This is a genomic window from Bordetella genomosp. 10, assembly GCF_002261225.1.
GTDB lineage: Bacteria > Pseudomonadota > Gammaproteobacteria > Burkholderiales > Burkholderiaceae_B > Bordetella_C.
Genome location: NZ_NEVM01000001.1, coordinates 2,058,263 through 2,078,404, shown reverse-complemented (window position 1 = coordinate 2,078,404; position 20,142 = coordinate 2,058,263). Strand labels below are relative to the sequence as shown.

Here is a 20,142-nt window from a genome sequence, read left to right as displayed (position 1 = left end):
ATTAACCGTCGTTGCGCTGCTGGTCCAGCTTGGCCTTCAGCAGGGCACCCAGGTTGGTGGTGCCCGACGAAGCGCTGGCATCCGACATGCGCTGCAGGGTATCGGCGGTCTCGGCGTTGTCGCGCGCCTTGATCGACAACTGGATCGAACGCGTCTTGCGGTCGATGTTGATGATCATGGCTTCGATGTTGTCGCCGGCCTTCAGCACGGTCGTCGCGTCTTCCACGCGGCCCGACGAGATTTCCGAGGCGCGCAGGTAGCCTTCGACGTCCACCGACAGGGTCACCACGGCGCCCTTGGCTTCGACCGACTTGACGGTGCCCGGAACCACGGCGCCCTTGTCGTAGGTCGCGACGAAGTTGTTGAAGGGGTCGCCTTCGAGCTGCTTGATGCCCAGCGAGATGCGTTCCTTGTCGGTATCGATGCCCAGGACCACGGCTTCGATCTCGTCGCCCTTCTTGAAGTTGCGCACGGCTTCTTCGCCGGTTTCCGTCCACGACAGGTCGGACAGGTGCACCAGGCCGTCGATGCCGCCGGGCAGGCCGACGAACACGCCGAAGTCGGTGATCGACTTGATCGCGCCCGAAACCTTGTCGCCGCGCTTGAAGTTCGTGGCGAACTCTTCCCACGGATTCTGGCGGCACTGCTTCATGCCCAGGGAGATACGGCGACGGTCTTCGTCGATTTCCAGGACCATGACTTCGACTTCTTCGCCCAGGGTGACAACCTTGCGCGGATCGACGTTCTTGTTGGTCCAGTCCATTTCCGACACGTGCACCAGGCCTTCGATGCCGGCTTCCACTTCGACGAACGCGCCGTAGTCGGTCAGGTTGGTGACCTTGCCGAACAGGCGGGTGCCTTGCGGATAGCGGCGGGCCAGGCCGACCCACGGATCTTCGCCCAGTTGCTTGACGCCCAGCGAGACGCGGCTCTTTTCCTGGTCGAACTTGAGCACCTTGGCTTCGACTTCCTGACCCACTTGCAGGACTTCGGAGGGGTGGCGGACACGGCGCCAGGCCATGTCGGTGATGTGCAGCAGGCCATCGATGCCGCCGAGGTCGACGAACGCGCCGTAGTCGGTGATGTTCTTGACCACGCCCTTGACCACCGCGCCTTCGTGCAGGGTTTCGAGCAGCTTCTGGCGCTCTTCGCCCATGCTGGCTTCCAGCACCTGGCGGCGCGACAGCACGACGTTGTTGCGCTTGCGGTCGAGCTTGATGACCTTGAATTCGAGGGTCTTGCCTTCGTACGGCGTGGTGTCCTTGACGGGACGCAGGTCGACCAGCGAGCCGGGCAGGAAGGCGCGGATGCCGTTGGTCATGACCGTCAGGCCGCCCTTCACCTTGCCGGTGATGGTGCCGGTGACCAGTTCGCCGTTTTCCAGGGCTTGTTCCAGTTGCAGCCAGGCCGACAGGCGCTTGGCGCGGTCACGCGACAGGATGGTGTCGCCGTAGCCGTTTTCGAGCGAGTCGATCGCCACCGAGACGAAGTCGCCCGGTTGGACTTCGAGTTCGCCCTGGTCGTTCAGGAACTCTTCCAGGGGGATCAGCGCTTCGGACTTCAGGCCGGCGTTGACGACGACGAAATTGTGGTCGATGCGAACGACTTCGGCGCTGATGACCTCGCCGGACTTCATGTCCTGGTTCTGGAGGCTTTGAGCGAACAGGTCGGCAAAGCTTTCGCCGCCGGTGGTGTTGGGAAGAGAAGACATTAAGGTTAGGTCCATAGGCCCGGGATTGGGCCAGGTTGAGAACACGCCGTCACGCAACATCCGGGACAGCGGAGTTAAACAATTCCGCTCTTGGCGGCCGGCCATGCCGGGCGCGCCGCGAACGGGGCGTTTACTGCCATGTACTGCAAAATCAGGAGGGGGCCTTGGCCCGCCAGAGATCCATGATGGCCTGCACCGTTTCCTGCGCGGTCATCCTGGAAGAATCCAGCGTGTGGGTATCGGCCGCCGGGGCCAGGGGCGCCACGGATCGCTGCGTATCGCGCGCGTCACGCTCGCGCATATCGCGCAGCAGGTCTTGCAATTTAGCAGAAATCCCCTTTTCCATCAACTGCTTACGCCGTCTCTCCGCGCGCGCGTTGACGTCCGCCACCAGGAACACTTTCAGGGCGGCGTCGGGGAAGACCACCGTCCCCATATCCCGGCCGTCGGCCACCAGGCCCGGCGCGCGGCGAAAAGCGCGCTGGCGCGCCAGCAGCGCCTGGCGCACGGAACCGAAGGCCGCCACCTGGGAAGCGAAGTTGCCGACCTGCTCCTGGCGGATATCGTGGCCGGCCTCGTGGCCTTCCAGGTAGATGTGGCCGCCGTCGAAGCGCACGTCCAGCGCCTCGGCCACCTCCGCCACGGCCTGCTCATCCGTGGGCGGGATGCCGCGCCGCAGGCTGGCCAGCGCGGTCAGGCGGTAGAGCGCGCCGCTGTCCAGCACGGCGAACCCCAGCCGGCGCGCGACGCCATGGGCGACGGTGCCCTTGCCCGAGGCCGTGGGGCCGTCGATGGTGATGACGGGTGCGAGTTCGTCGTTCATTGCGTGCCCTCCTGTCGCTGCGCGACCTCCTCCCCGGGGGAGGATTCGCGCTTGGGGCGGCCCGGCGCGCTCGCTGGACTACCCTCCTGTCGCTGCGCGACCCCCTCCCCGAGGGAGGATTCGCGCTTGGGGCGGCCCGGCGCGCTCATGGCATGCCCCCCGGCTGATCCGCGCCGCCCACCAGGGCGGCATAGACGTCGAAATACGTCGGGAAGGTCTTGCTGACGCAACCCGGATCCAGGATGCGCACGGCGGCCGGCCCGAATGCGGCCAGGGACATGCTCATGGCCATCCGGTGATCATCCCACGTCCCGATGTGCGCGTCACGCCAGGCGCCGGGCGCCGGCGGCGTCACCCGCAGCCAGTCCGGCCCCGATTCGACCGTGGCGCCGAGCTTCTCCAGCTCGGTCTGCATGGCGTGGATGCGGTCGGTCTCCTTGACGCGCCAGCTACCGATGTTGCGCAGGCGGCAAGGGCCGTCGGCGAACAGGGCCAGCGCGGCCGCGGTCATGGCGGCGTCGGGGATCAGGTTGAAATCGGCGTCGAAGGCCCGCAGCTTGCCGCCGCGGGCCACCTGCACGCCGCTGGCCTCGATCCAGTCCGGCCCGCTCTCGATGCGCACGCCCATGGATTCCAGCGTGTCGGCGAAGGCGATGTCGCCCTGGATGCTGTCGCGGCCGACGCCGGTGACCCGCACCGGACCGCCGCCCACCGCGCCCAGGGCCAGGAAATACGAGGCCGACGAGGCGTCGCCCTCGACGGCGATGCGGCCGGGGCTGACGTAACGGGCGTCGGCCGGGACGGTGAAGCGGCTCCAGCCCTCGCGCGCCACCCGCACGCCGTAGCGCGCCATCAGGTTGAGCGTGATCTCGATATAGGGCTTGGAAATCAGGTCGCCGACGATGTCGATGACCAGGGGCTGGCCGGTGGTCGCCGTCAGGACGGGCGAGGCCAGCAGCAAGGCCGTCAGGAACTGGCTGGAGACGTTGCCGGGCATGCGCGCGGCCTGGCCGGCGCGCAGGCTGGCCGCGCCGATGCGCAGCGGCGGGTAGCCCGGCTGGCCGGTGTATTCGATCGTGGCGCCCAGTTCGCGCAAGGCCTCGACCAGGTCGCCGATGGGACGCTCGTGCATGCGCGGAACGCCGGACATCCGGTAGTCGCCGCCCATCAGCGCCAGCGCGGCGGTCAGGGGCCGCATGGCGGTGCCCGCGTTGCCCAGGAACAGGTCGGCCGAAATCGCCGGGAAGCGGCCGGCGCCCTGCACCGTCACGCGGCCGCCGCCCTGCTCCGCCACGTCCACGCCCAGCGCGCGCAGCGCCGCCAGCATCACCCGCGTGTCGTCGGAGTCCAGCAACCCGGTGATCTCCGTCGTTCCCCGCGCCAGCGCGGCCAGCAGCAGCACGCGGTTCGAAATACTCTTGGAGCCCGGCATGGCCACCGTGCCGCGCGCCTGCGCGGCATGCGGCAGGTCCAGATAAGACAGACTGTTCATTTCGTACCCCCCAATTTCCAACCGCGCCGGCAAAGCGCGGCTTCTTCCAGCAACGCCTCCAGGGCGGCGCCGTCGCGCCGGTCCAGGGCCTGCTCGGCGCTGTCCAGCACCGCGCGCAGGGCGGCAAGCTCGGCCATCATCGCATCGCGGTTGGAAAGAAATATGTCGCGCCACATCTCCGTCGAACCGGCGGCGATGCGCGTGAAATCCCGAAATCCCGAGCCGGCCAGGGCCAGGCGCTCGGCGGCGTCCTCGCTGCGCGCGACCTGCGCGACATAGACCGACGCCAGGAAATGCGGCATGTGGCTGACGGAGCCCAGCACGCGGTCGTGCGACGCCACGTCCATTTCGTGCACGCGGGCGCCGCAGGCCTCCCAGGACGCGCGCACCCGGGCGACGTCGCGTGGATCGTTTTCCGCCAGGGGCGTCAGGATGACGTTGCGGCCGGCATAGAGCTCCGCATCCGCGGCGTCCGGGCCGACACGCTCGGCGCCGGCGATGGGATGGCCCGGCACGAAGCAGGCGATGCGCTCGCCCAGCGCGGCGCGCGCGGCCTGCACGACCTCGGCCTTGGTGCTGCCGGCATCGGTGACGACCGCGCCCGGCTTCAGGTGCGGGCGCATTTCCGCCAGCACCTGGGCCATGGCGCCGACCGGCGCGGCCAGCATGACGAGGTCGGCCTGCGCCGCCGCCTCGGCGGCCGTGGCGCTGTCGTCGATCAGGCCCAGTTCATAGGCGCGCGTCAGCGATTTCGCGTTGCGGCCCACGCCCAGCACGCGGCCGACGTGGCCGGCGCGGCGCAGCGCCGCCGCGTAGGAACCGCCGATCAGCCCGACGCCCACCACCGCCAGCACCGGGATGGGCGGACGCGCCTCGCTCATGATTGCAGGATCTGCTTGAGCGCCGCGATGAACGTTTCGTTCTCTTCCGGCAGGCCGATGCTCACGCGCAGGAACTCCGGCAGGCCGTCGCCGGCCACCGGCCGCACGATGACGCCGCGCTTGAGCAGTTCCAGGTTGATGCGCGGGGCGTCGCCCACGTGCACCAGCACGAAATTGCCGTAGCTGGGCACGTACTTCAGGCCGAGCGCGTCGAAGGCCTTGCAGAGCTGCGCCTTGCCTTCCTTGTTGATCTGGTAGGAACGGGCCTGGAACTCGGTGTCGGCCAGGGCCGCGATGGCGGCAGCCTGGGCCAACGAGTTCACGTTGAAAGGCTGACGCACGCGGTTGAGGATGTCGGTCAGCCCCGGCTGCGCGGCGGCGAAGCCCACGCGCAGGCCCGCCAGCCCATAGGCCTTGGAGAAGGTGCGCGACACCACCAGGTTGGGGAAACGCTTGACCCACATGGTGCTGTCGAAGCGCAGTTCCGGATCCAGGTATTCGTTGTAGGCCTCGTCCAGCACCACCACCACGTGGTTGCCGTGGCGCGCGTGCACCTGCTCCAGGAAGGCCTCGATGCGCGCGGCCGGCTGGAAGGTGCCGGTGGGATTGTTCGGGTTGGCGATGAAGACGACGCGCGTATCGGCCTCGATGGCCGCCAGCATGGCGTCCAGGTCATGGCCGTAGTCGCGCGCCGGCACCACGATGTGGCGGGCGCCGCGCGCCTGCGTCGCCAGGCGGTAGACCGCGAAGGAATGCTGCGCGTAGACCGCCGAGGTGCCCTCGTCCAGCAAGGCCAGGGCCACCAGTTCGAGGATGTCGTTCGAGCCGTTGCCCAGCGTGATCCATTCCAGCGGCAGGCTGTAGCGCCTGGACAGCGCCGACTTCAGGTCGAAACCGTTGGGGTCCGGATAGCGGCCCAGGCCGCCCGCCGCCTTGAGCATGGCCTGGCGCGCCGACTCGGGAATGCCCAGCGGGTTCTCGTTGGACGCCAGCTTGACGATGCGCGCCGGGTCCAGCCCGAATTCGCGCGCCAGTTCCTCGATGGGCTTGCCCGCCTGGTAGGGAGCGATGGCGGTGACATGCGCGGGAGCGTCGTAGGTATTGTTATCGGTCGTCATGGACTTGCCGGAGATAAGGGACGGACGGTGCCGGAGGGAGAGCTACTGCGCCGGATAGGAGCCGAGCAGTTTGAAAAATGCCGCTTGCGCCTGCAACGCCGCGAAGGCGCGCGCCACGTGGGGCTCGCCGGCGTGGCCGAGCACGTCGACGTAGAAATAGTATTCCCACTGGCCGGTGCGCGCCGGCCGCGATTCGAAGCGGGTCATCGACACCTTGTTCTCGGCCAGCGGCGCGAGCATGTCGTACACCGCGCCCGCGCGGTTGGGCACCGCCAGGATCAGGCTGCTCTTGTCCTTGCCGGTGGGCAGGGTGGCGATATTGCCGATGACCAGGAAGCGCGTGCGGTTCTGCGCGTCGTCCTGGATGCCGGCGCTGGCGATGCGCAGCCCCCAGGCGGCGGCCGCCGACTCGCCGGCGATGGCGGCGACGGTGGGGTCCTGCGAGGCCACGCGCGCGGCCTCGGCATTGCTGGACGCGGCGGCGCGCCCCAGTTGCGGGCAATTGCGGTTGAGCCAGCCCTGGCACTGCGCCAGCGCCTGCGGATGGGCCATGATGGTGCGCACGCCGTCCAGCGAGCCGCCCTGGCTCATCAGGCAGTGGCGGATCAGCAGCGAGCGCTCGCCCATTACCTTCAGGGGCGTGTTCAGCAGCAGGTCCAGGGTGCGGTTGACGGCGCCTTCGGTGGAGTTCTCCACCGGCACCACGCCGACGTCGGCCTGCCCGGCCTCGACCGCGCGGAATACTTCGTCGAACGACGGACACGCCAGCTTGTTGACCGCGTGGCCGAACTGCTCCATCGCCGCCTGTTCCGAATAGGAGCCTTCCGGGCCGAGGAAGGCCACGGTCAGGCCCTGCTCCAGGCCCCGGCAGGCCGAAATGATTTCGGTCCACAGGGCGGAGATCGCCGAGCCGGGCAAGGGCCCCTGGTTCAGCGCCTGCAGCCGCCGGATGACTTCGGCCTCGCGGTCGGGACGCAGCACCGGGCCGTCCGCGTGGAAGGCGTGCTTGACGTCGCCCACTTCCTGCGCCGCGCGCGCGCGCTGCGTCAGCAGGTCCAGGATCTGCGCGTCGAGGGAATCGATGCGTTCGCGCAGCGGCTTCAACTTGGCGGCGAGGGCTTCATCCATGGCGTTGCTCGAAATCGCGCAGGTAGGCAACCAGGTCCTGGATCGCCTGCAAGGGCACGGCGTTGTAGATGGAGGCGCGCATGCCGCCCACGCTCTTGTGGCCCTTCAGCGCCAGCAGGCCGGCCGCTTCGGCGCCCTTGAGGAAGGCGTCGTTGAGCGATTCGTCGTGCAGGATGAAAGGCACGTTCATGCGCGAACGCACGGGCGCGTGGACCGGATTGCGATAGAAGGACGTGCTGTCCAGGTAGCCGTAGAGCAGATCGGCCTTCTCGATATTGGCCTTTTCCAGCGCCGCCACCCCGCCCTGCGCCTTGATCCACTTGAAGACCAGGCCGGCGATATAGATCGCGTAGGTCGGCGGCGTGTTGTAGCGCGAATGCTCGGCGGCGACGTTGACGTAGTCGAAGGCCGAGGGGCAGATGGGCAGGGCGTGGCCGATCAGGTCGCGCCGTACCATCATGATGGTGACGCCGGCCGGCCCGGCGTTCTTCTGCGCCCCGGCGAAGACCAGGCCGGCGCGCGTCACGTCCATGGGACGCGACAGGAAGTGCGAGGAGGCGTCGACCACCAGCGGCACGTCCGGCGCGCCCAGGCTTTCCGGCGTGGGCCAGTCGTTGAACTCGACCCCGCCTATGGTCTCGTTGCTGCAGAAGTGCAGGTATGCCGCGTCCTTGCGCACCTGCCAGTCCTCCACCGCCGGCACCCAGGTCCAGGGCTTGAATGCCTGGCCGTCCAGCGTGGTTTCGCTGCCGCTGCTGGCGGCGATGGCCACGTCGCCATAGCGCACGGCTTCCTTGTGCGACTTCACCGACCATTGGCCGGTCAGCACGAAGTCCGCCTTGCCGCTGCCGCGGCGGTTGATCAGGTTCATCGGGATGATGGCGTTCTCGCCCGACGCGCCGCCCTGCATGAACAGGATGGCGTAGTCGGAAGGCGCGCCCAGGAGTTCGCGCAGGTCGGCTTCCGCCTCGTCGCAGATCTGCACGAACTGCTTGCCGCGATGGCTCATTTCCATGACAGACATGCCGCTGCCGTGCCAGTCGAGCATTTCCTCGGCCGCCTGCCGCAACACCGCCTCCGGCAACGCCGAAGGTCCCGCCGAAAAATTCCAGGGACGACTTATCATTCTTCCGTAGGCTCCGAAGGATCGGCGTCCGGCACGTCGCCGGGCGCCGCACTGCCGGGCGCGCCATCGGCCGCCGGCGCCGGCGCGTCGGCATCGGCTTCCGCCTCCACGTCGACGTCGGCGTCGCTCTCGACCACGCGCCGCACGCCGGACAGATGGCTGCCGTCGTCGACGCTGATCAGCGTCACGCCCTGCGTGGCGCGGCCCATTTCGCGGATTTCCGAAACGCGGGTGCGCACCAGCACGCCGCCCGTGGTGATCAGCATGATCTCGTCGCTGGTGTTGACCAGCACCGCCCCCACCACCTTGCCGTTGCGCGAGCTGGTCTGGATGGCGATCATGCCCTTGGTGCCGCGGCCATGGCGGGTGTACTCGGTAATCGGCGTGCGCTTGCCGTAGCCGTTCTCGGTGGCGGTCAGCACGCTCTGCGCTTCGTCGCCGGCGACCAGCATGGCGATCACCGCCTGGCCGTCCTCCAGCATCATGCCGCGCACGCCGCGGGCGTTGCGGCCCATCGGACGCACGTCGTTTTCGTCGAAGCGCACGGCCTTGCCGGCGTCGGAGAACATCATGACGTCATGCTTGCCGTCGGTCAGGTCGGCGCCGACCAGGAAGTCGCCTTCGTCCAGGTCGACCGCGATGATGCCCGCCTTGCGCGGATTGGAGAAGTCCGACAGCGGGGTCTTCTTCACCGTACCGCGCGAAGTCGCCATGAACACGTAGTGATCGTCGCTGAACTCCTTCACCGGCAGCACCACGTTGACCTTCTCGCCGTCGGCCAGCGGGAACATGTTGACGATGGGCTTGCCGCGCGAGTTGCGCGTGCCTTGCGGCACTTCCCAGACCTTCAGCCAGTACACGCGGCCGCGGTTGGAGAAGCACAGCAGGTAATCGTGGGTGTTGGCGATGAACAACTGGTCGATCCAGTCGTCGTCCTTCATGGCCGTGGCCTGCTTGCCGCGCCCGCCGCGCTTCTGCGAGCGGTACTCGGACAAGGGCTGGCTCTTGATGTAGCCGCCATGCGACAGCGTCACCACCATGTCGGTGGGGGTGATCAGGTCCTCGGTGTCCAGCTCGGTCGCGTTCAGCTCGATTTCCGAGCGGCGCTCGTCCTTGGCGCCGGTGCCGAACTCGGCCTTGATGGCCTGCAACTCTTCGCTGATGATCGTGGTGATACGCTCAGGTTTGGCGAGGATGTCGAGCAGATCGGCGATGTTCGCCATCACATCCTTGTACTCGCCGACGATCTTGTCCTGCTCCAGCCCGGTCAGGCGTTGCAGGCGCATATTGAGGATTTCCTGCGCCTGGGTATCGCTCAGGCGGTACAGGCCATCGGACTGCATGCCGTACGACGGCGACAGGTCTTCCGGACGATAGGCGGCGATGCCCCCCGGCGTCTCGCCCTCGGCCCGCTGGAGCATTTCACGCACCAGCGAGGAATCCCAGGAACGCGCCATCAACTCCTGGCGCGCCACCGGCGGCGTCGGCGCCGCCTTGATGATCTCGATGAAATCGTCGATGTTGGCCAGCGCCACCGCCAGGCCTTCCAGCACGTGGCCGCGCTCGCGCGCCTTGCGCAACTGGAACACCGTGCGGCGGGTCACGACCTCGCGCCGGTGCTGCAGGAAATACTCCACCATCTGCTTCAGGTTGAGCAGGCGCGGCTGGCCGTCGACCAGCGCCACCAGGTTCATCCCGAAGGTGTCCTGAAGCTGGGTGTTCTTGTACAGATTGTTGAGCACCACCTCGGGCACTTCGCCGCGCTTGAGCTCGATGACCAGGCGCATGCCGTCCTTGTCCGACTCGTCGCGGATGTCGGAAATGCCCTCGATCTTCTTCTCGTTGACCAGCTCGGCGATGCGTTCCTGCAACGACTTCTTGTTGACCTGGAAGGGAATGGCGTCGACCACGATGGCCTGGCGATTGCCCTTTTCCATGTCCTCGAAGTGGGTCTTGGCGCGCATGACCACGCGGCCGCGGCCGGTGCGATAGCCTTCGCGCACGCCCGCCATGCCGTAGATGATGCCGCCGGTGGGGAAATCCGGCGCCGGGATCAGCTCGATCAGCTCGTCCACCGAGCAGTCGGGATTGCGCAGGCAGTACAGGCAGCCGTCGACCACTTCCGACAGGTTGTGCGGCGGGATATTGGTCGCCATGCCCACCGCGATGCCCGAGCTGCCGTTGACCAGCAGGTTGGGCAGGCGGGACGGCAACAGCAGCGGTTCTTTTTCGCTGCCGTCGTAGTTGGGCCCGAAATCGACGGTTTCCTGGTCGATGTCGGCCAGCAATTCGTGGGCGATCTTGGCCAGGCGGATTTCGGTGTAGCGCATGGCGGCGGCGTTGTCGCCGTCGATGGAGCCGAAGTTGCCCTGCCCGTCCACCAGCATGTAGCGCAGGGAAAAATCCTGCGCCATGCGGACGATGGAGTCGTAGACCGCCTGGTCTCCGTGCGGGTGGTATTTACCGATGACGTCGCCAACGATACGGGCGGACTTCTTGTAAGCCCGGTTCCAATCGTTGTTCAATTCATGCATCGCGAACAGCACCCGGCGATGCACGGGTTTCAGACCATCGCGTACGTCGGGTAGTGCCCGCCCCACGATCACGCTCATGGCGTAATCGAGGTAGCTACGGCGCATCTCTTCTTCCAGCGATACCGGAAGCGTCTCCTTGGCGAAGGAATCCATATATATATGTACGTAGGGACGGAAGCGTAAAAGGCGGGCGCGCCCCGAGGGGCGGCAAACAGGAAATTCTATCACTCCGCCAAATGGCCCCTATATGGTTCCGATGTGGTCCTATTCTTGACCTTATCCATGGCTCGTATCCGGGGCCTTCTCCGTGCTCCCTATCCGTGCCCCCTATTCCGGCGTATTCGCCGGGCGGCGGAACGGCCGCCACCCCGCCGTCCTGCCCGTCTTCGTTGCATGAACGCCAACGCGGCCGCGCCGCCCCCTTTCCCGAACCTGTCGGACGTGTCACACTGCGCCCCCTCTTGCAGGCTCCCCGGCTGTAACGAAATACCCGTGCGCTGCCCATCGTTTCCCCCCTTGCGCCTGTTGCCTAAAACCAACATCGCGCCAGCCCTGGGCCGCGAAATGGCCGTCTCGGGCATGAATGCGCCTGCCAGTGCACGACAAATGCCTTAAGATTGTTTCCAGCACGCAGGAAACCCAGTCGCGATACCTTTGAAGTCGTTTTTTGGCGTTGCTATACTGGCCCCGTTTTCCTGATATGCGGCGGGGGTTCGCTGCGAGTCACTTATCCAGCTTCAAGCTCAACGAGGAGAAACATGAACAAACCCTCCAAATTCGCTCTGGCGCTTGCCTTTGCCGCCGTCACGGCCTCCGGTGCAGCCTCGGCCCAGACCGTGGACAACTGGCGCAATCCTTTCGGCGACGTCTGGAAGAACGGCACGAACGAACTGTGCTGGCGCGATGCGTTCTGGACCCCCGCGACCGGCATCCCCGGTTGTGATGGCGTGCCGGTCGCCCAAGCTGCCAAGCCGGCCGCTCCGACCCCGATGGCGAGCAAGGTTGTTTTCAACGCCGACACCTTCTTCGATTTCGACAAGGCGACGCTGAAGCCGGAAGGCCGTCAGCTCCTGGATCAGGTGGCTACGCAAGCTCGCAGCATCGATCTGGAAACCATCATTGCCGTGGGCCACACCGACTCGATCGGTACCGTTGCCTACAACCAGAAGCTGTCCGAGCGCCGCGCCGCCGCGGTCAAGTCGTACCTGGTCAGCAAGGGCATCGATCCCAACCGTATCTACACGGAAGGCAAGGGCAAGAGCCAGCCCGTGGCGACGAACAAGACCAAGGAAGGTCGTGCTCAGAACCGCCGCGTGGAGATCGAAATCGTCGGTACCCGCAAGTAATTGCGATTACCGCCGTAGCGCCGGTCGCTACGAATCAAAGGCCTCGCATACGCGGGGCCTTTTTTTATTCCCGCTTCGGCACGGGCCTTGCCGGAAGCGGGATGCCGGCGGCCTCGCTCTATATAATTGGCGGCAGATTTCTTTTCCGGATAGCGATGAGCACCTCTACTGAATCCCACGTGAATGTCGACCAGGCCGAATTGGCCAAATTCAGCGCCCTGGCGGCGCGCTGGTGGGATCCGGACAGCGAATTCGCGCCGCTGCACGCCATCAATCCCCTGCGCCTGGGCTGGATCCAGGAGATCGCCGGCAGCCTGGCCGGCAAGCAGGTGCTCGATGTGGGCTGCGGCGGCGGCATCCTGGCCGAAAGCATGGCGGCTGCCGGCGCGACGGTAACCGGCATCGATCTTGCTGAAAAATCGCTGAAAGTGGCGCGATTGCACGGGCTGGAGTCCGGCGTGAAGGTGGAGTACCGCGCCGTGCCGGTGGAAGATCTGGCGCGCGAACAGCCCGAGCGTTACGACGTCGTGACCTGCATGGAAATGCTGGAACACGTGCCGGATCCGGCGTCCATCGTGCGCGCCTGCGCCGAGCTGGCCAAACCCGGCGGTTGGGTATTTTTTTCCACATTGAACCGCAATCCCAAGTCCTTCCTCTACGCCATCGTCGGCGCCGAGCACGTCCTGCGGCTGCTGCCGCGCGGGACGCACAGCTATGAAAGTTTCATCAAGCCCAGCGAGCTGGCGGCGGCGGTGCGGCAGTCCGGCCTGACCGCCGTGCGCATGTCCGGGATGCAATACAACCCGTTCACCAAGGCCTACGGGCTGTCCGGCGACACCTCGGTCAACTACCTGATGGCGACCCGCAAATGAAGGCGCTGATTCTTTTCGACTTCGACGGCACGCTGGCCGACACGGCGCCCGACCTGGCGGCCGCGGCCAATCTGCAACGCACCCGGCGCGGGCTGGAACCGATGCCCTTCGAGATCCTGCGCCCCGTGGCCTCGCAGGGCGCGCGCGGCCTGCTGCGCGTGGCCTTGGGCATGTTGCCGGACCATCCCGAATTCGAGGCGACGCGGACCCAGTTCCTGGCGGACTACGCCGCCAGTTCGACCGTGCACAGCCAACTGTTTCCCGGCATCGCGGAATTGCTGCGCGACATCGAGGCGCGCGGCCACGCCTGGGGCATCGTCACCAACAAGGTGACCTATCTGGCCGAACCGGTGGTGGTCCACCTGGGGCTGGCGCAATCCATGGCCGTGCTGGTCTGCGGCGATACCGTCGGCCGCGCCAAGCCCTACCCCGATCCCCTGCTGCACGCCGCCAAGACCGCCGGCTACACGCCGGACCGCTGCGTCTACGTCGGCGACGACCTGCGCGACGTGCAGGCCGCGCACGCCGCCGGCATGCCCGCCATCGCCGCCGCCTACGGTTATCTGGGCGGGGACGAAGACGTCACGCTGTGGGAAGCCGACGCAATGGCCGACCACCCGCGGGAGCTGTGGGCGGCCATCGCGGGCGTGCTGCCCGGCGTGGCGAACTAGAAGTATCTTCAAGCCGCGCGGCGCGTTTCGCCGCGTGCGCCCACGGCCACCGTGAGGTCGATCAGCAAGGCCAGCGCCATGGCGGCGGCGCCGAGATAGAACAACTGCGCGTAGTCGTGGCCGTTGCTGGAAAAGAGGAAGGAAAGCCCATACGCGGCCACGGCCTGGAAGAGCGCGAAGCCCACCGTCGCCGTCCGCCAGGCCGGCCCTTGCCGCGCGGGATGATGCGCCAGCAGTTCATGCACGCGCCCCAGGACCAGTGGAACGGTGCCGGTGACGAAGGCCCCCACCACCACGCTGGAGGCAACCAGCCAAGCTTCGCCCCAGCCCAGGGCGGGCGCGAGCACCGCGAACGTCTCCAGCACGAAGGCCAGGCGCAAGGCCCAGGCGAATCCCACCTTGTCGGCGAGCAGTCCCGCCAATACCGGTCCCACCGTCGCGCCGATGCCGAACAGCACCCAGTACGCCGCGCCCGCCTGCAAGCCCTTGCCCAGGCCGTGCGCGACGAAGTCGACCAGAAAGATCATGTGCGGCACCCAGCCGGCGGCATTCAGCGCGTACTCGGCATACAGGGCGCGCAAGGTCCGTCCCGGCGGCGCCGGGGCGTGGCGATGGACCGGCGCCGCCGGCCCGGCCGGACGGGTGTCGCCCGCCGGCCAGCCCTTCCAGGCGATCGCCGTCAGCAACAGGGACAAGCCGCCCAGGCCCAGCCACGTCGCGCCCAGCCCGTGCCGCAGCCACAGCGGCACCAGCGTGCCGGACAGCGCGATGCCCACCCCCACGCCCGTGAAGATGATCCCGCCCGCCAGCCCGCGCCGTGAGGGTGGCGCCAACGGCAGCACGGCGGGCGCGGCCAGCACCATGAGAGCGCCGCCCGCCAGGCCGGCGAGAAAGCGCCACGCGAAGAACCAGGCGAAGGACACCGGATAGGCGCAGGCGAAGAAAGCGGCGGACGCCAGCGCCATCATGGCGCGCAGGACGACGGCGTTCGACGCGCGGGCCGCCAGGGGCCGGCCCGCCAGGGCGCCGGCCAGATAGCCCGCCAAATTGGCCGCGCCCAGGTACGCGGCCACCGACGGCGCGAACCAGTGCGCGTCGACGATGGCCGGCAGCAAGGGCGTATAGGCGAAGCGCGCCAGACCGATGCCGACCAGGCTGGCGCTGAAGCCGCTGACGATGCCCCAGGCGACGCTTGGCGCGGCGGGGTGCCTGGCCTCGCCGCGCCCAACTTCGTTCCGGGCTGCTTCGTTCTGCGCTGCTCCATTGCGCGCAGCCCCGTTGCGTGCCGTCCCGTCGCGCCCCGCTTCCTCGTGTCCCGCCCTCGCCGGGCTCGATGTCGTCGACCCATCCATGGGCAACATCCTTCTCGCATTCAGATAAGTGCAGCTTACGCGCCATCATTTATCTGAAGAAGCGAATATATTGGATCGTGGCTATCTGTATTCTTGATATGTACCAAGAACCCTTCCGCGCGTTAAGGTAGCGGACGAACCCCGTTATGCGAGTCACGACACCATGGATCTAGCCGACCTCAGAACGTTCGAAGCCGTCGCGCGGCACGGCAGCATGAACAAGGCCGCGGCCGAGCTGCACACCGTCCAGTCCAACGTCACCGCGAGAATCCGCGCCCTGGAGGACGAATTGGGGCTGCCCTTGTTCCAGCGGCATGCGCGCGGCGTGGCCATGACGCCGGCCGGCCAGCGCGTGCTGCCCTACGCGGGACGCATCGCCCGGCTGCTGGCGGAAGCCGGCATGGCGGCGCGCGACGACGGCCGGCCGCAAGGCGCCCTGACGCTGGGCGCGCTGGAGACGACCACCGCCCTGCGCCTGTCGCCCGCCTTGACGGCCTACGCCCGCGCCTATCCCGACGTGCGCTTGGTCATGAGCACGGCCACCACCGCGCAGCTCGTGCAGGACGTCATCGACTACCGCTACGACGGCGCCTTCGTCGCCGGCCCGGTCCACCATCCCGGCCTGCACGCGACGCCGGTCTTCATCGAGGAACTGGTCCTGGTCGCCTGCCCGGCGTTGAAGTCCCTGAAAGACCTGCCCGGCCTGTCCGAACTGCGGACCATCGTATTCCAGGCGGGCTGTTCCTACCGCCAGCGGCTGGAAGCGTTTCTCGCGGAAAGAGGCATCGTGGCGACGCAGCCGCTGGAATTCGGATCGCTCGACACGATCGTGAGCTGCGTGTCGGCCGGCGTGGGCGTGACGATGCTGCCGCGCGGCGTGGTGGCGGAGGCCGCCAAGGCGGGACGCGTCAGCCTGCACCGGCTGCCCGCGCAACAGGCCAGGGTGGAGACGCTGTTCGTGCGGCGCCAGGACGCCTATGTCTCCAGCGCGTTGACGGCCTTCCTGGACATCCTGCGCGTGCTGCACAAGCGGCCCGCGCCGCGGGCCGCCAAGTCGGCGCGCGTTCAGCCTCGCGCGCTGCCGGCGCGCTAGTCCACCTTGGCGCCCGAAGCCTTGACGACGGGCGCCCATTTGGCGCGTTCTTCGCGCAGCAAGGCCGCAAAGGAGCCGGGATCGCCGCCGAACGTGCCGGGCGCGCGGTCCACGCCCATGACCAGGAGCTGCTTCGTCGCCGCGGGGCTTTGCATCGCCTTGTTCACCTGGGCATTGATCTCGCCGGCGACGCCGTCGGGGATGCCGGCCGGCCCGACCAGGCCGAATACGACGCTCGCGTCCATGCCCGCGTAGCCGGCTTGCGCCATGGTCGGCACATCCTTGAGCGTGCTCAGGCGCGCGGGCGCCGTCACCGCCAGGGCGCGCACCTTGCCGCCCTGTATCATCGGCAACGCCACCGGCACCGAGGCAAAGAACATGTCGACCTGGCCGCCGATCAGGTCCGTCAATGCGGGCGCCGCGCCGCGGTAAGGGACGTGCAGCATGTCGAGGCCGGCCTTGCTTTTCCACAGCTCGCCGACCAGATGCGCCAGGGTGCCGTTGCCGGAGGAAGCGAACGAAATCGTTCTTTTCCGGCTCGCGGCCACGAGCTTTTCGACGCTGGTGTACGGCCCGCCGGCGGCGACGATCAACACCAGCGGCACCTTGGCCAGCAGCGCGATGGGCTGCATGTCCTTCTCGATGTCGTAGGGGATTCGTTGATAGAGGAACTCGTTGACGATCATGTTGCTGGACTCGCCCAGGGCCAGCGTGTAGCCATCTGGCGGCGAGCGAAAAGCCTGGTCGAACCCGATGTTGCCCCCGCCGCCGGGGCGGTTTTCGGCGATGACGTTCCATTTGACGGATTCGGCCAGCGCATTGGCCACCAGCCGCGCCATGGCGTCCGTGCCGCCGCCGGGCGGCGCCGGCACGATGAGCCGGATGGGCTTGACGGGAAAATCCCCGGCCACGCCGGTCCTGGCCGCGGCCAGCGCGCCGAGCAGGACGGCGGCGCGCAGCACCGTGCGCCGGCGAAAGTCGATGTTCCTGGTCCTGGTCCTGGTCCTGGTCCTGGTCCTGGTCCTGGTCCTGGTCCTGGTCCTGGTCCTGGTCCTGGTCCTGGTCCTGGTCCTGGTCCTGGTCCTGATGTCCATATGTCTACCCCTTGCAACGTTGTTGGCGAGTTATTCGGATTCGTGTTGTCCGTGATTCTTGTCGTCCGTGATCTGTGCGGTCCGCGATCCGTTCAGTCCGTGATTCGTGTCATCAGTGGCTTCGATCACGGCGATGCCTGTCCGGCCGAGCCCAATACACGCAGCAACGGCGCGCTGTCGTCCTGCCGCAGCTCCGCCATGGCATCGAGCACCGCCTGCTGCCGCGCGCGCGACAGCAGCCGCCGAGTGGCGACGCCGAACTTGCGCTCCAGGTCCGCCCATCCCAGCGGCGTGTGCGGGTCGCCCCGTGGATCCATCAGCGGCGACGACAAGCGCCGGCCGTCGGCGAGCGTGACGACGAGGCAGGCCGGGGAACGGGCCGGAAACAGCGGCTCGATGCCGGGGTCGTGCATCACCTCGATCCGCGCCGCCAGGCGATGCACCGCCTCGTCCCCGAGATGACGCGTCTCCAGCGGCAACAAGGCGTCGCTGCCATGCAACGCGCACAAGGCCAGGCAATACGGAACGCTGTACTGCGCCTCCACCAGCGTAGCGGGCGCCGGACGACAGGCCAGATTGAAGGTGGCGCGATAGGTGCGCACCTGCATCCCCGCGACGTCGCGCGCGTCCAGGCCATGGGCGGCCTGCAAATGGAGCCATCCCTCCAGCGGCGCGTGAATATGGCGGCAGCATCCGAACGGCTTGAAGTAGACGCCGTCGATCAGGGGCGCTTCCCCGAGGCCGCGCAGCAGGACCTCCCGGTCGAACAAGCGCTCGTCGTCCAGCACGGCGACCGGCCCGGTGTACCCGGCCATGGCCAGTTGGAGCGCGGCCCATCCGGCGGCGGCGCCGGCGGGGATGCCTTCCTTGACGTCGGAGCCGGCGATGCCGGCCAGGGCGGGCAAGGCAGGGGCGGTCTGGGCGGCGATCGCCAGGGCATGCGCGATGACCTCGGCCGCCAGGCCCAGCATTTTTCCCGCCGCCGCCACCACGGCGTAGCCCGACCACGCGCCGGAAGGCGCATAGGCGGGCCGGGCCATGGCCATGCGGATACCCACTTCGTATCCCGCCACCACCGCCGCGATCAGGTCCGCGACCGTGCGGCCGGGACGATCGTGCATGGAGGCGAGGACGGCGGGAATGACCGCCGCCCCGGGATGCCCCCGCGCCCGCCGATGGCCGTCATCCAGATCGAGGGCGGCCACGGCGGCGCTATTGGTGAACAGCGCCGCCGCCGTGGCCGCGGTCCGGCCCGTGAACCACACGGGCGCGCGCCCTTCCCCATGCAGCGCCCGCGCGGCCTGGCGCGCCGCCGTGACGGCGGGCACGTCCAGCGCCGCGCCCGCGCTGGCCAGCGCATCCAGGATGCAGCGCCACACCGTTTCCCGGGTTGAAGCATCGATCCCGCGCGGGTCCAGCGCCGCGACGTAGCGACCGAGGCGCAGCGCCATGCCGGCATCCGGCGCCGTGGCTACGCGTTCCGGGGAGCAATCATTACTTGGCAGCATGTTTTTTCATCGGCATCATGAATGGACACCGCCCGGTTTATTTCCCTGGATCAAGCGGTTTTCATGGATGATAGCCATGCCCCGCGCCGCCCGATAATCAAGAATCGGCGCCTGCATATGCCTTTGAGGTATAGATGAAAATCGAAATGAACATGCGCCACATCGAGGCCTTCCGGGCGGTCATGATCTCCGGCAGCGTGGTGGGCGCGGCCAGGCTGCTGAACGTGACGCAGCCCGGCGTCAGCCGCACGATCGCGCTGCTGGAACTACGGCTGGGCTACGCGCTGTTCCAGCGCAAGGGGCGCAGGCTCGTGCCGACGGCGGAGGCGGAGGCCCTGTATCGGGAAGTGGAGCATCTGTACGTCGGCATCGACCGGATCACGCAGGTGGCCTACGACATCGGCCATCACCGCGCGGGCGCGCTGCGCGTGGCGACCCTGCCCGCGCTTTCGGCGTGGTTCATTCCGAAGGTGATCGCGACCTTCCTGCAAACGCGCCCCAAGGTCCGCGTCTTCGTGCAGACCCTGCCGTCGACCCAGATCGCCGAACTGGTGGCGACCCGGCAGTTCGATATCGGGGTGGTCGAACTGCCGATGTCCAGGTCGGGGGTGAGCGTCCGGCCCCTGCCGGCCTGCCGCATCGTCGCGGTGTTGCCGGCGCGGCACAGGCTCGCCGGGCATGACAGGATTACGTTGCGCGACCTGGCCGGCGAGCGGCTGGTGCTGCCCTCCCCGCAAAGCTATCTGCGCTACCAGATCGACGACGCATTCAATCGCCAGGGCATCGTCCCGGACGTGGTCGCGGAGACGCCGACGTCGCCCCTGGTGTGCGCCCTGGCGGCCGAGGGCACGGGCATCGGCCTGGTATCGGCGTGGACGCTGGCGCCGCAGGGAGACGCACGGATCGTGCAACGGTCCCTGGAGGAACGGCTGCAATCGCAATACGCCTGCATGCGGCCGGAAAACGCCGCGCCCATGGCGCTGGCCGACGAATTCCAGGCATTGATCGAAGCCGGGATGCGAGCCATGGCGCCGAAGGAGGCCTGAGCGCGCCGGGCCACCTTCAACGCGGCACCGCGCGGAGCCGGCCGGTTGACGTCATTCCTTGCGCTTGGGCGCCCCGCCTTCCCGCAAGGGATCCAGCAAGGGCTTGAGGCCGTTGTGGTCCAGCTCATGCATGAGCGCCAGCAACTGCCCCAGTTGCCCCGGCGGAAACCCCTCGCGCGCGAACCACGTCAGGTAATGGCCGGGCAGGTCCGCCAGCAGGCGGCCCTTGTACTTGCCGAACGGCATGGTCCAGGTGACGAGAAGCTTGAGATCTTCGGGGTTCATGGCGATGTGTCGAACGAGGGCACATCCATTTTATGCCCCCCGCCACCGCGCCTGGCCGGCCG

Annotated in this window: 18 protein-coding genes; 6 read left to right on the top strand and 12 right to left on the bottom strand. The window is 67.6% G+C overall.

Annotated elements, in window-relative coordinates:
- Position 1 precedes the first annotated feature (1 nt).
- The 8 genes from rpsA to gyrA form a co-directional block, all read right to left on the bottom strand.
- Positions 2 to 1,726: a 30S ribosomal protein S1 gene (rpsA, locus tag CAL29_RS09060; protein WP_373559709.1), complete on the bottom strand. Its 1,725-nt coding sequence runs from the start codon at positions 1,724 to 1,726 to the stop codon at positions 2 to 4.
- A 136-nt stretch (positions 1,727 to 1,862) separates the two neighbouring features.
- Positions 1,863 to 2,534: a (d)CMP kinase gene (gene cmk / locus CAL29_RS09055; protein ID WP_094852539.1), complete on the bottom strand. Its 672-nt coding sequence runs from the start codon at positions 2,532 to 2,534 to the stop codon at positions 1,863 to 1,865.
- 145 nt (positions 2,535 to 2,679) lie between these two features.
- Positions 2,680 to 4,026: a 3-phosphoshikimate 1-carboxyvinyltransferase gene (gene aroA / locus CAL29_RS09050; protein WP_094852538.1), complete on the bottom strand. Its 1,347-nt coding sequence runs from the start codon at positions 4,024 to 4,026 to the stop codon at positions 2,680 to 2,682.
- On the bottom strand, positions 4,023 to 4,907 hold the full coding sequence (locus tag CAL29_RS09045) for a prephenate dehydrogenase (RefSeq protein ID WP_094852537.1): 885 nt from the start codon (positions 4,905 to 4,907) through the stop codon (positions 4,023 to 4,025). The genes aroA and CAL29_RS09045 overlap by 4 nt, the downstream gene beginning before the upstream one ends.
- On the bottom strand, positions 4,904 to 6,025 hold the full coding sequence (hisC, locus tag CAL29_RS09040) for a histidinol-phosphate transaminase (protein ID WP_094852536.1): 1,122 nt from the start codon (positions 6,023 to 6,025) through the stop codon (positions 4,904 to 4,906). The genes CAL29_RS09045 and hisC overlap by 4 nt, the downstream gene beginning before the upstream one ends.
- Positions 6,026 to 6,067: 42 nt before the next feature.
- The gene (pheA, locus tag CAL29_RS09035; protein ID WP_094852535.1) at positions 6,068 to 7,153 is read right to left on the bottom strand and encodes a prephenate dehydratase; all 1,086 of its coding nucleotides are present in this window, start codon (positions 7,151 to 7,153) and stop codon (positions 6,068 to 6,070) included.
- Positions 7,146 to 8,279, bottom strand: coding sequence for a 3-phosphoserine/phosphohydroxythreonine transaminase (gene serC / locus CAL29_RS09030; protein ID WP_094852534.1), 1,134 nt, complete (start codon positions 8,277 to 8,279; stop codon positions 7,146 to 7,148). The genes pheA and serC overlap by 8 nt, the downstream gene beginning before the upstream one ends.
- Positions 8,276 to 10,966 (bottom strand): DNA gyrase subunit A, encoded by a 2,691-nt coding sequence (gene gyrA, locus CAL29_RS09025; RefSeq protein ID WP_179283950.1) that lies wholly within the window; start codon positions 10,964 to 10,966, stop codon positions 8,276 to 8,278. Before gyrA ends, serC begins: the two co-directional genes overlap by 4 nt.
- Positions 10,967 to 11,571: 605 nt before the next feature.
- Here gyrA and ompA point away from each other — a divergent pair.
- The 3 genes from ompA (at position 11,572) to CAL29_RS09010 (ending at position 13,702) form a co-directional block, all read left to right on the top strand.
- Positions 11,572 to 12,159 (top strand): outer membrane protein OmpA, encoded by a 588-nt coding sequence (gene ompA, locus CAL29_RS09020; RefSeq protein ID WP_094852533.1) that lies wholly within the window; start codon positions 11,572 to 11,574, stop codon positions 12,157 to 12,159.
- A gap of 155 nt (positions 12,160 to 12,314) precedes the next feature.
- Positions 12,315 to 13,031 carry a bifunctional 2-polyprenyl-6-hydroxyphenol methylase/3-demethylubiquinol 3-O-methyltransferase UbiG gene (gene ubiG / locus CAL29_RS09015; RefSeq protein WP_094852532.1) on the top strand — a complete coding sequence of 239 codons (717 nt, stop codon included), beginning with the start codon at positions 12,315 to 12,317 and terminating at the stop codon, positions 13,029 to 13,031.
- Positions 13,028 to 13,702, top strand: a complete 675-nt coding sequence (locus CAL29_RS09010; protein ID WP_094852531.1) for an HAD-IA family hydrolase — start codon at positions 13,028 to 13,030, stop codon at positions 13,700 to 13,702. Before ubiG ends, CAL29_RS09010 begins: the two co-directional genes overlap by 4 nt.
- 8 nt (positions 13,703 to 13,710) lie before the next feature.
- On the opposite strand, the gene CAL29_RS09005 is transcribed toward CAL29_RS09010, so the two are convergent.
- Positions 13,711 to 15,054 carry a YbfB/YjiJ family MFS transporter gene (locus CAL29_RS09005; protein WP_094852812.1) on the bottom strand — a complete coding sequence of 448 codons (1,344 nt, stop codon included), beginning with the start codon at positions 15,052 to 15,054 and terminating at the stop codon, positions 13,711 to 13,713.
- Positions 15,055 to 15,217: 163 nt separating this feature from the next.
- On the opposite strand from CAL29_RS09005, the gene CAL29_RS09000 reads away from it, so the two are divergent.
- Entirely contained in the window at positions 15,218 to 16,147 is a 930-nt protein-coding gene (locus CAL29_RS09000; RefSeq protein ID WP_094852530.1) for a LysR family transcriptional regulator, read from the top strand.
- Here CAL29_RS09000 and CAL29_RS08995 read toward each other — a convergent pair.
- Positions 16,144 to 17,109, bottom strand: coding sequence for a Bug family tripartite tricarboxylate transporter substrate binding protein (locus tag CAL29_RS08995; protein ID WP_256977272.1), 966 nt, complete (start codon positions 17,107 to 17,109; stop codon positions 16,144 to 16,146). The two genes, CAL29_RS09000 and CAL29_RS08995, sit on opposite strands and share 4 nt — an antisense overlap.
- Positions 17,110 to 17,128: 19 nt before the next feature.
- Between CAL29_RS08995 and CAL29_RS31980 the strand changes: the two genes are divergently transcribed.
- Positions 17,129 to 17,296: a hypothetical protein gene (locus CAL29_RS31980; protein ID WP_179283848.1), complete on the top strand. Its 168-nt coding sequence runs from the start codon at positions 17,129 to 17,131 to the stop codon at positions 17,294 to 17,296.
- 70 nt (positions 17,297 to 17,366) lie between these two features.
- Here the strand turns inward: CAL29_RS31980 and CAL29_RS08990 are convergent, their stop codons facing one another.
- The gene (locus CAL29_RS08990; RefSeq protein WP_094852528.1) at positions 17,367 to 18,749 is read right to left on the bottom strand and encodes an MmgE/PrpD family protein; all 1,383 of its coding nucleotides are present in this window, start codon (positions 18,747 to 18,749) and stop codon (positions 17,367 to 17,369) included.
- A gap of 134 nt (positions 18,750 to 18,883) precedes the next feature.
- On the opposite strand from CAL29_RS08990, the gene CAL29_RS08985 reads away from it, so the two are divergent.
- Entirely contained in the window at positions 18,884 to 19,795 is a 912-nt protein-coding gene (locus tag CAL29_RS08985; protein ID WP_094852527.1) for a LysR family transcriptional regulator, read from the top strand.
- A gap of 51 nt (positions 19,796 to 19,846) precedes the next feature.
- On the opposite strand, the gene CAL29_RS08980 is transcribed toward CAL29_RS08985, so the two are convergent.
- On the bottom strand, positions 19,847 to 20,080 hold the full coding sequence (locus CAL29_RS08980) for a DUF3820 family protein (RefSeq protein WP_094852526.1): 234 nt from the start codon (positions 20,078 to 20,080) through the stop codon (positions 19,847 to 19,849).
- Positions 20,081 to 20,142: the final 62 nt, after the last annotated feature.

Coding starts and splice junctions, on each gene's coding strand:
- rpsA (WP_373559709.1), bottom strand. CDS start 1,726: ATGGACCTAACCTTAATGTCTTCTCTTCCCAACACCACCGGCGGCGAA.
- cmk (WP_094852539.1), bottom strand. CDS start 2,534: ATGAACGACGAACTCGCACCCGTCATCACCATCGACGGCCCCACGGCC.
- aroA (WP_094852538.1), bottom strand. CDS start 4,026: ATGAACAGTCTGTCTTATCTGGACCTGCCGCATGCCGCGCAGGCGCGC.
- CAL29_RS09045 (WP_094852537.1), bottom strand. CDS start 4,907: ATGAGCGAGGCGCGTCCGCCCATCCCGGTGCTGGCGGTGGTGGGCGTC.
- hisC (WP_094852536.1), bottom strand. CDS start 6,025: ATGACGACCGATAACAATACCTACGACGCTCCCGCGCATGTCACCGCC.
- pheA (WP_094852535.1), bottom strand. CDS start 7,153: ATGGATGAAGCCCTCGCCGCCAAGTTGAAGCCGCTGCGCGAACGCATC.
- serC (WP_094852534.1), bottom strand. CDS start 8,279: ATGATAAGTCGTCCCTGGAATTTTTCGGCGGGACCTTCGGCGTTGCCG.
- gyrA (WP_179283950.1), bottom strand. CDS start 10,966: ATGGATTCCTTCGCCAAGGAGACGCTTCCGGTATCGCTGGAAGAAGAG.
- ompA (WP_094852533.1), top strand. CDS start 11,572: ATGAACAAACCCTCCAAATTCGCTCTGGCGCTTGCCTTTGCCGCCGTC.
- ubiG (WP_094852532.1), top strand. CDS start 12,315: ATGAGCACCTCTACTGAATCCCACGTGAATGTCGACCAGGCCGAATTG.
- CAL29_RS09010 (WP_094852531.1), top strand. CDS start 13,028: ATGAAGGCGCTGATTCTTTTCGACTTCGACGGCACGCTGGCCGACACG.
- CAL29_RS09005 (WP_094852812.1), bottom strand. CDS start 15,054: ATGGATGGGTCGACGACATCGAGCCCGGCGAGGGCGGGACACGAGGAA.
- CAL29_RS09000 (WP_094852530.1), top strand. CDS start 15,218: ATGGATCTAGCCGACCTCAGAACGTTCGAAGCCGTCGCGCGGCACGGC.
- CAL29_RS31980 (WP_179283848.1), top strand. CDS start 17,129: ATGTTCCTGGTCCTGGTCCTGGTCCTGGTCCTGGTCCTGGTCCTGGTC.
- CAL29_RS08990 (WP_094852528.1), bottom strand. CDS start 18,749: ATGCTGCCAAGTAATGATTGCTCCCCGGAACGCGTAGCCACGGCGCCG.
- CAL29_RS08985 (WP_094852527.1), top strand. CDS start 18,884: ATGAAAATCGAAATGAACATGCGCCACATCGAGGCCTTCCGGGCGGTC.
- CAL29_RS08980 (WP_094852526.1), bottom strand. CDS start 20,080: ATGAACCCCGAAGATCTCAAGCTTCTCGTCACCTGGACCATGCCGTTC.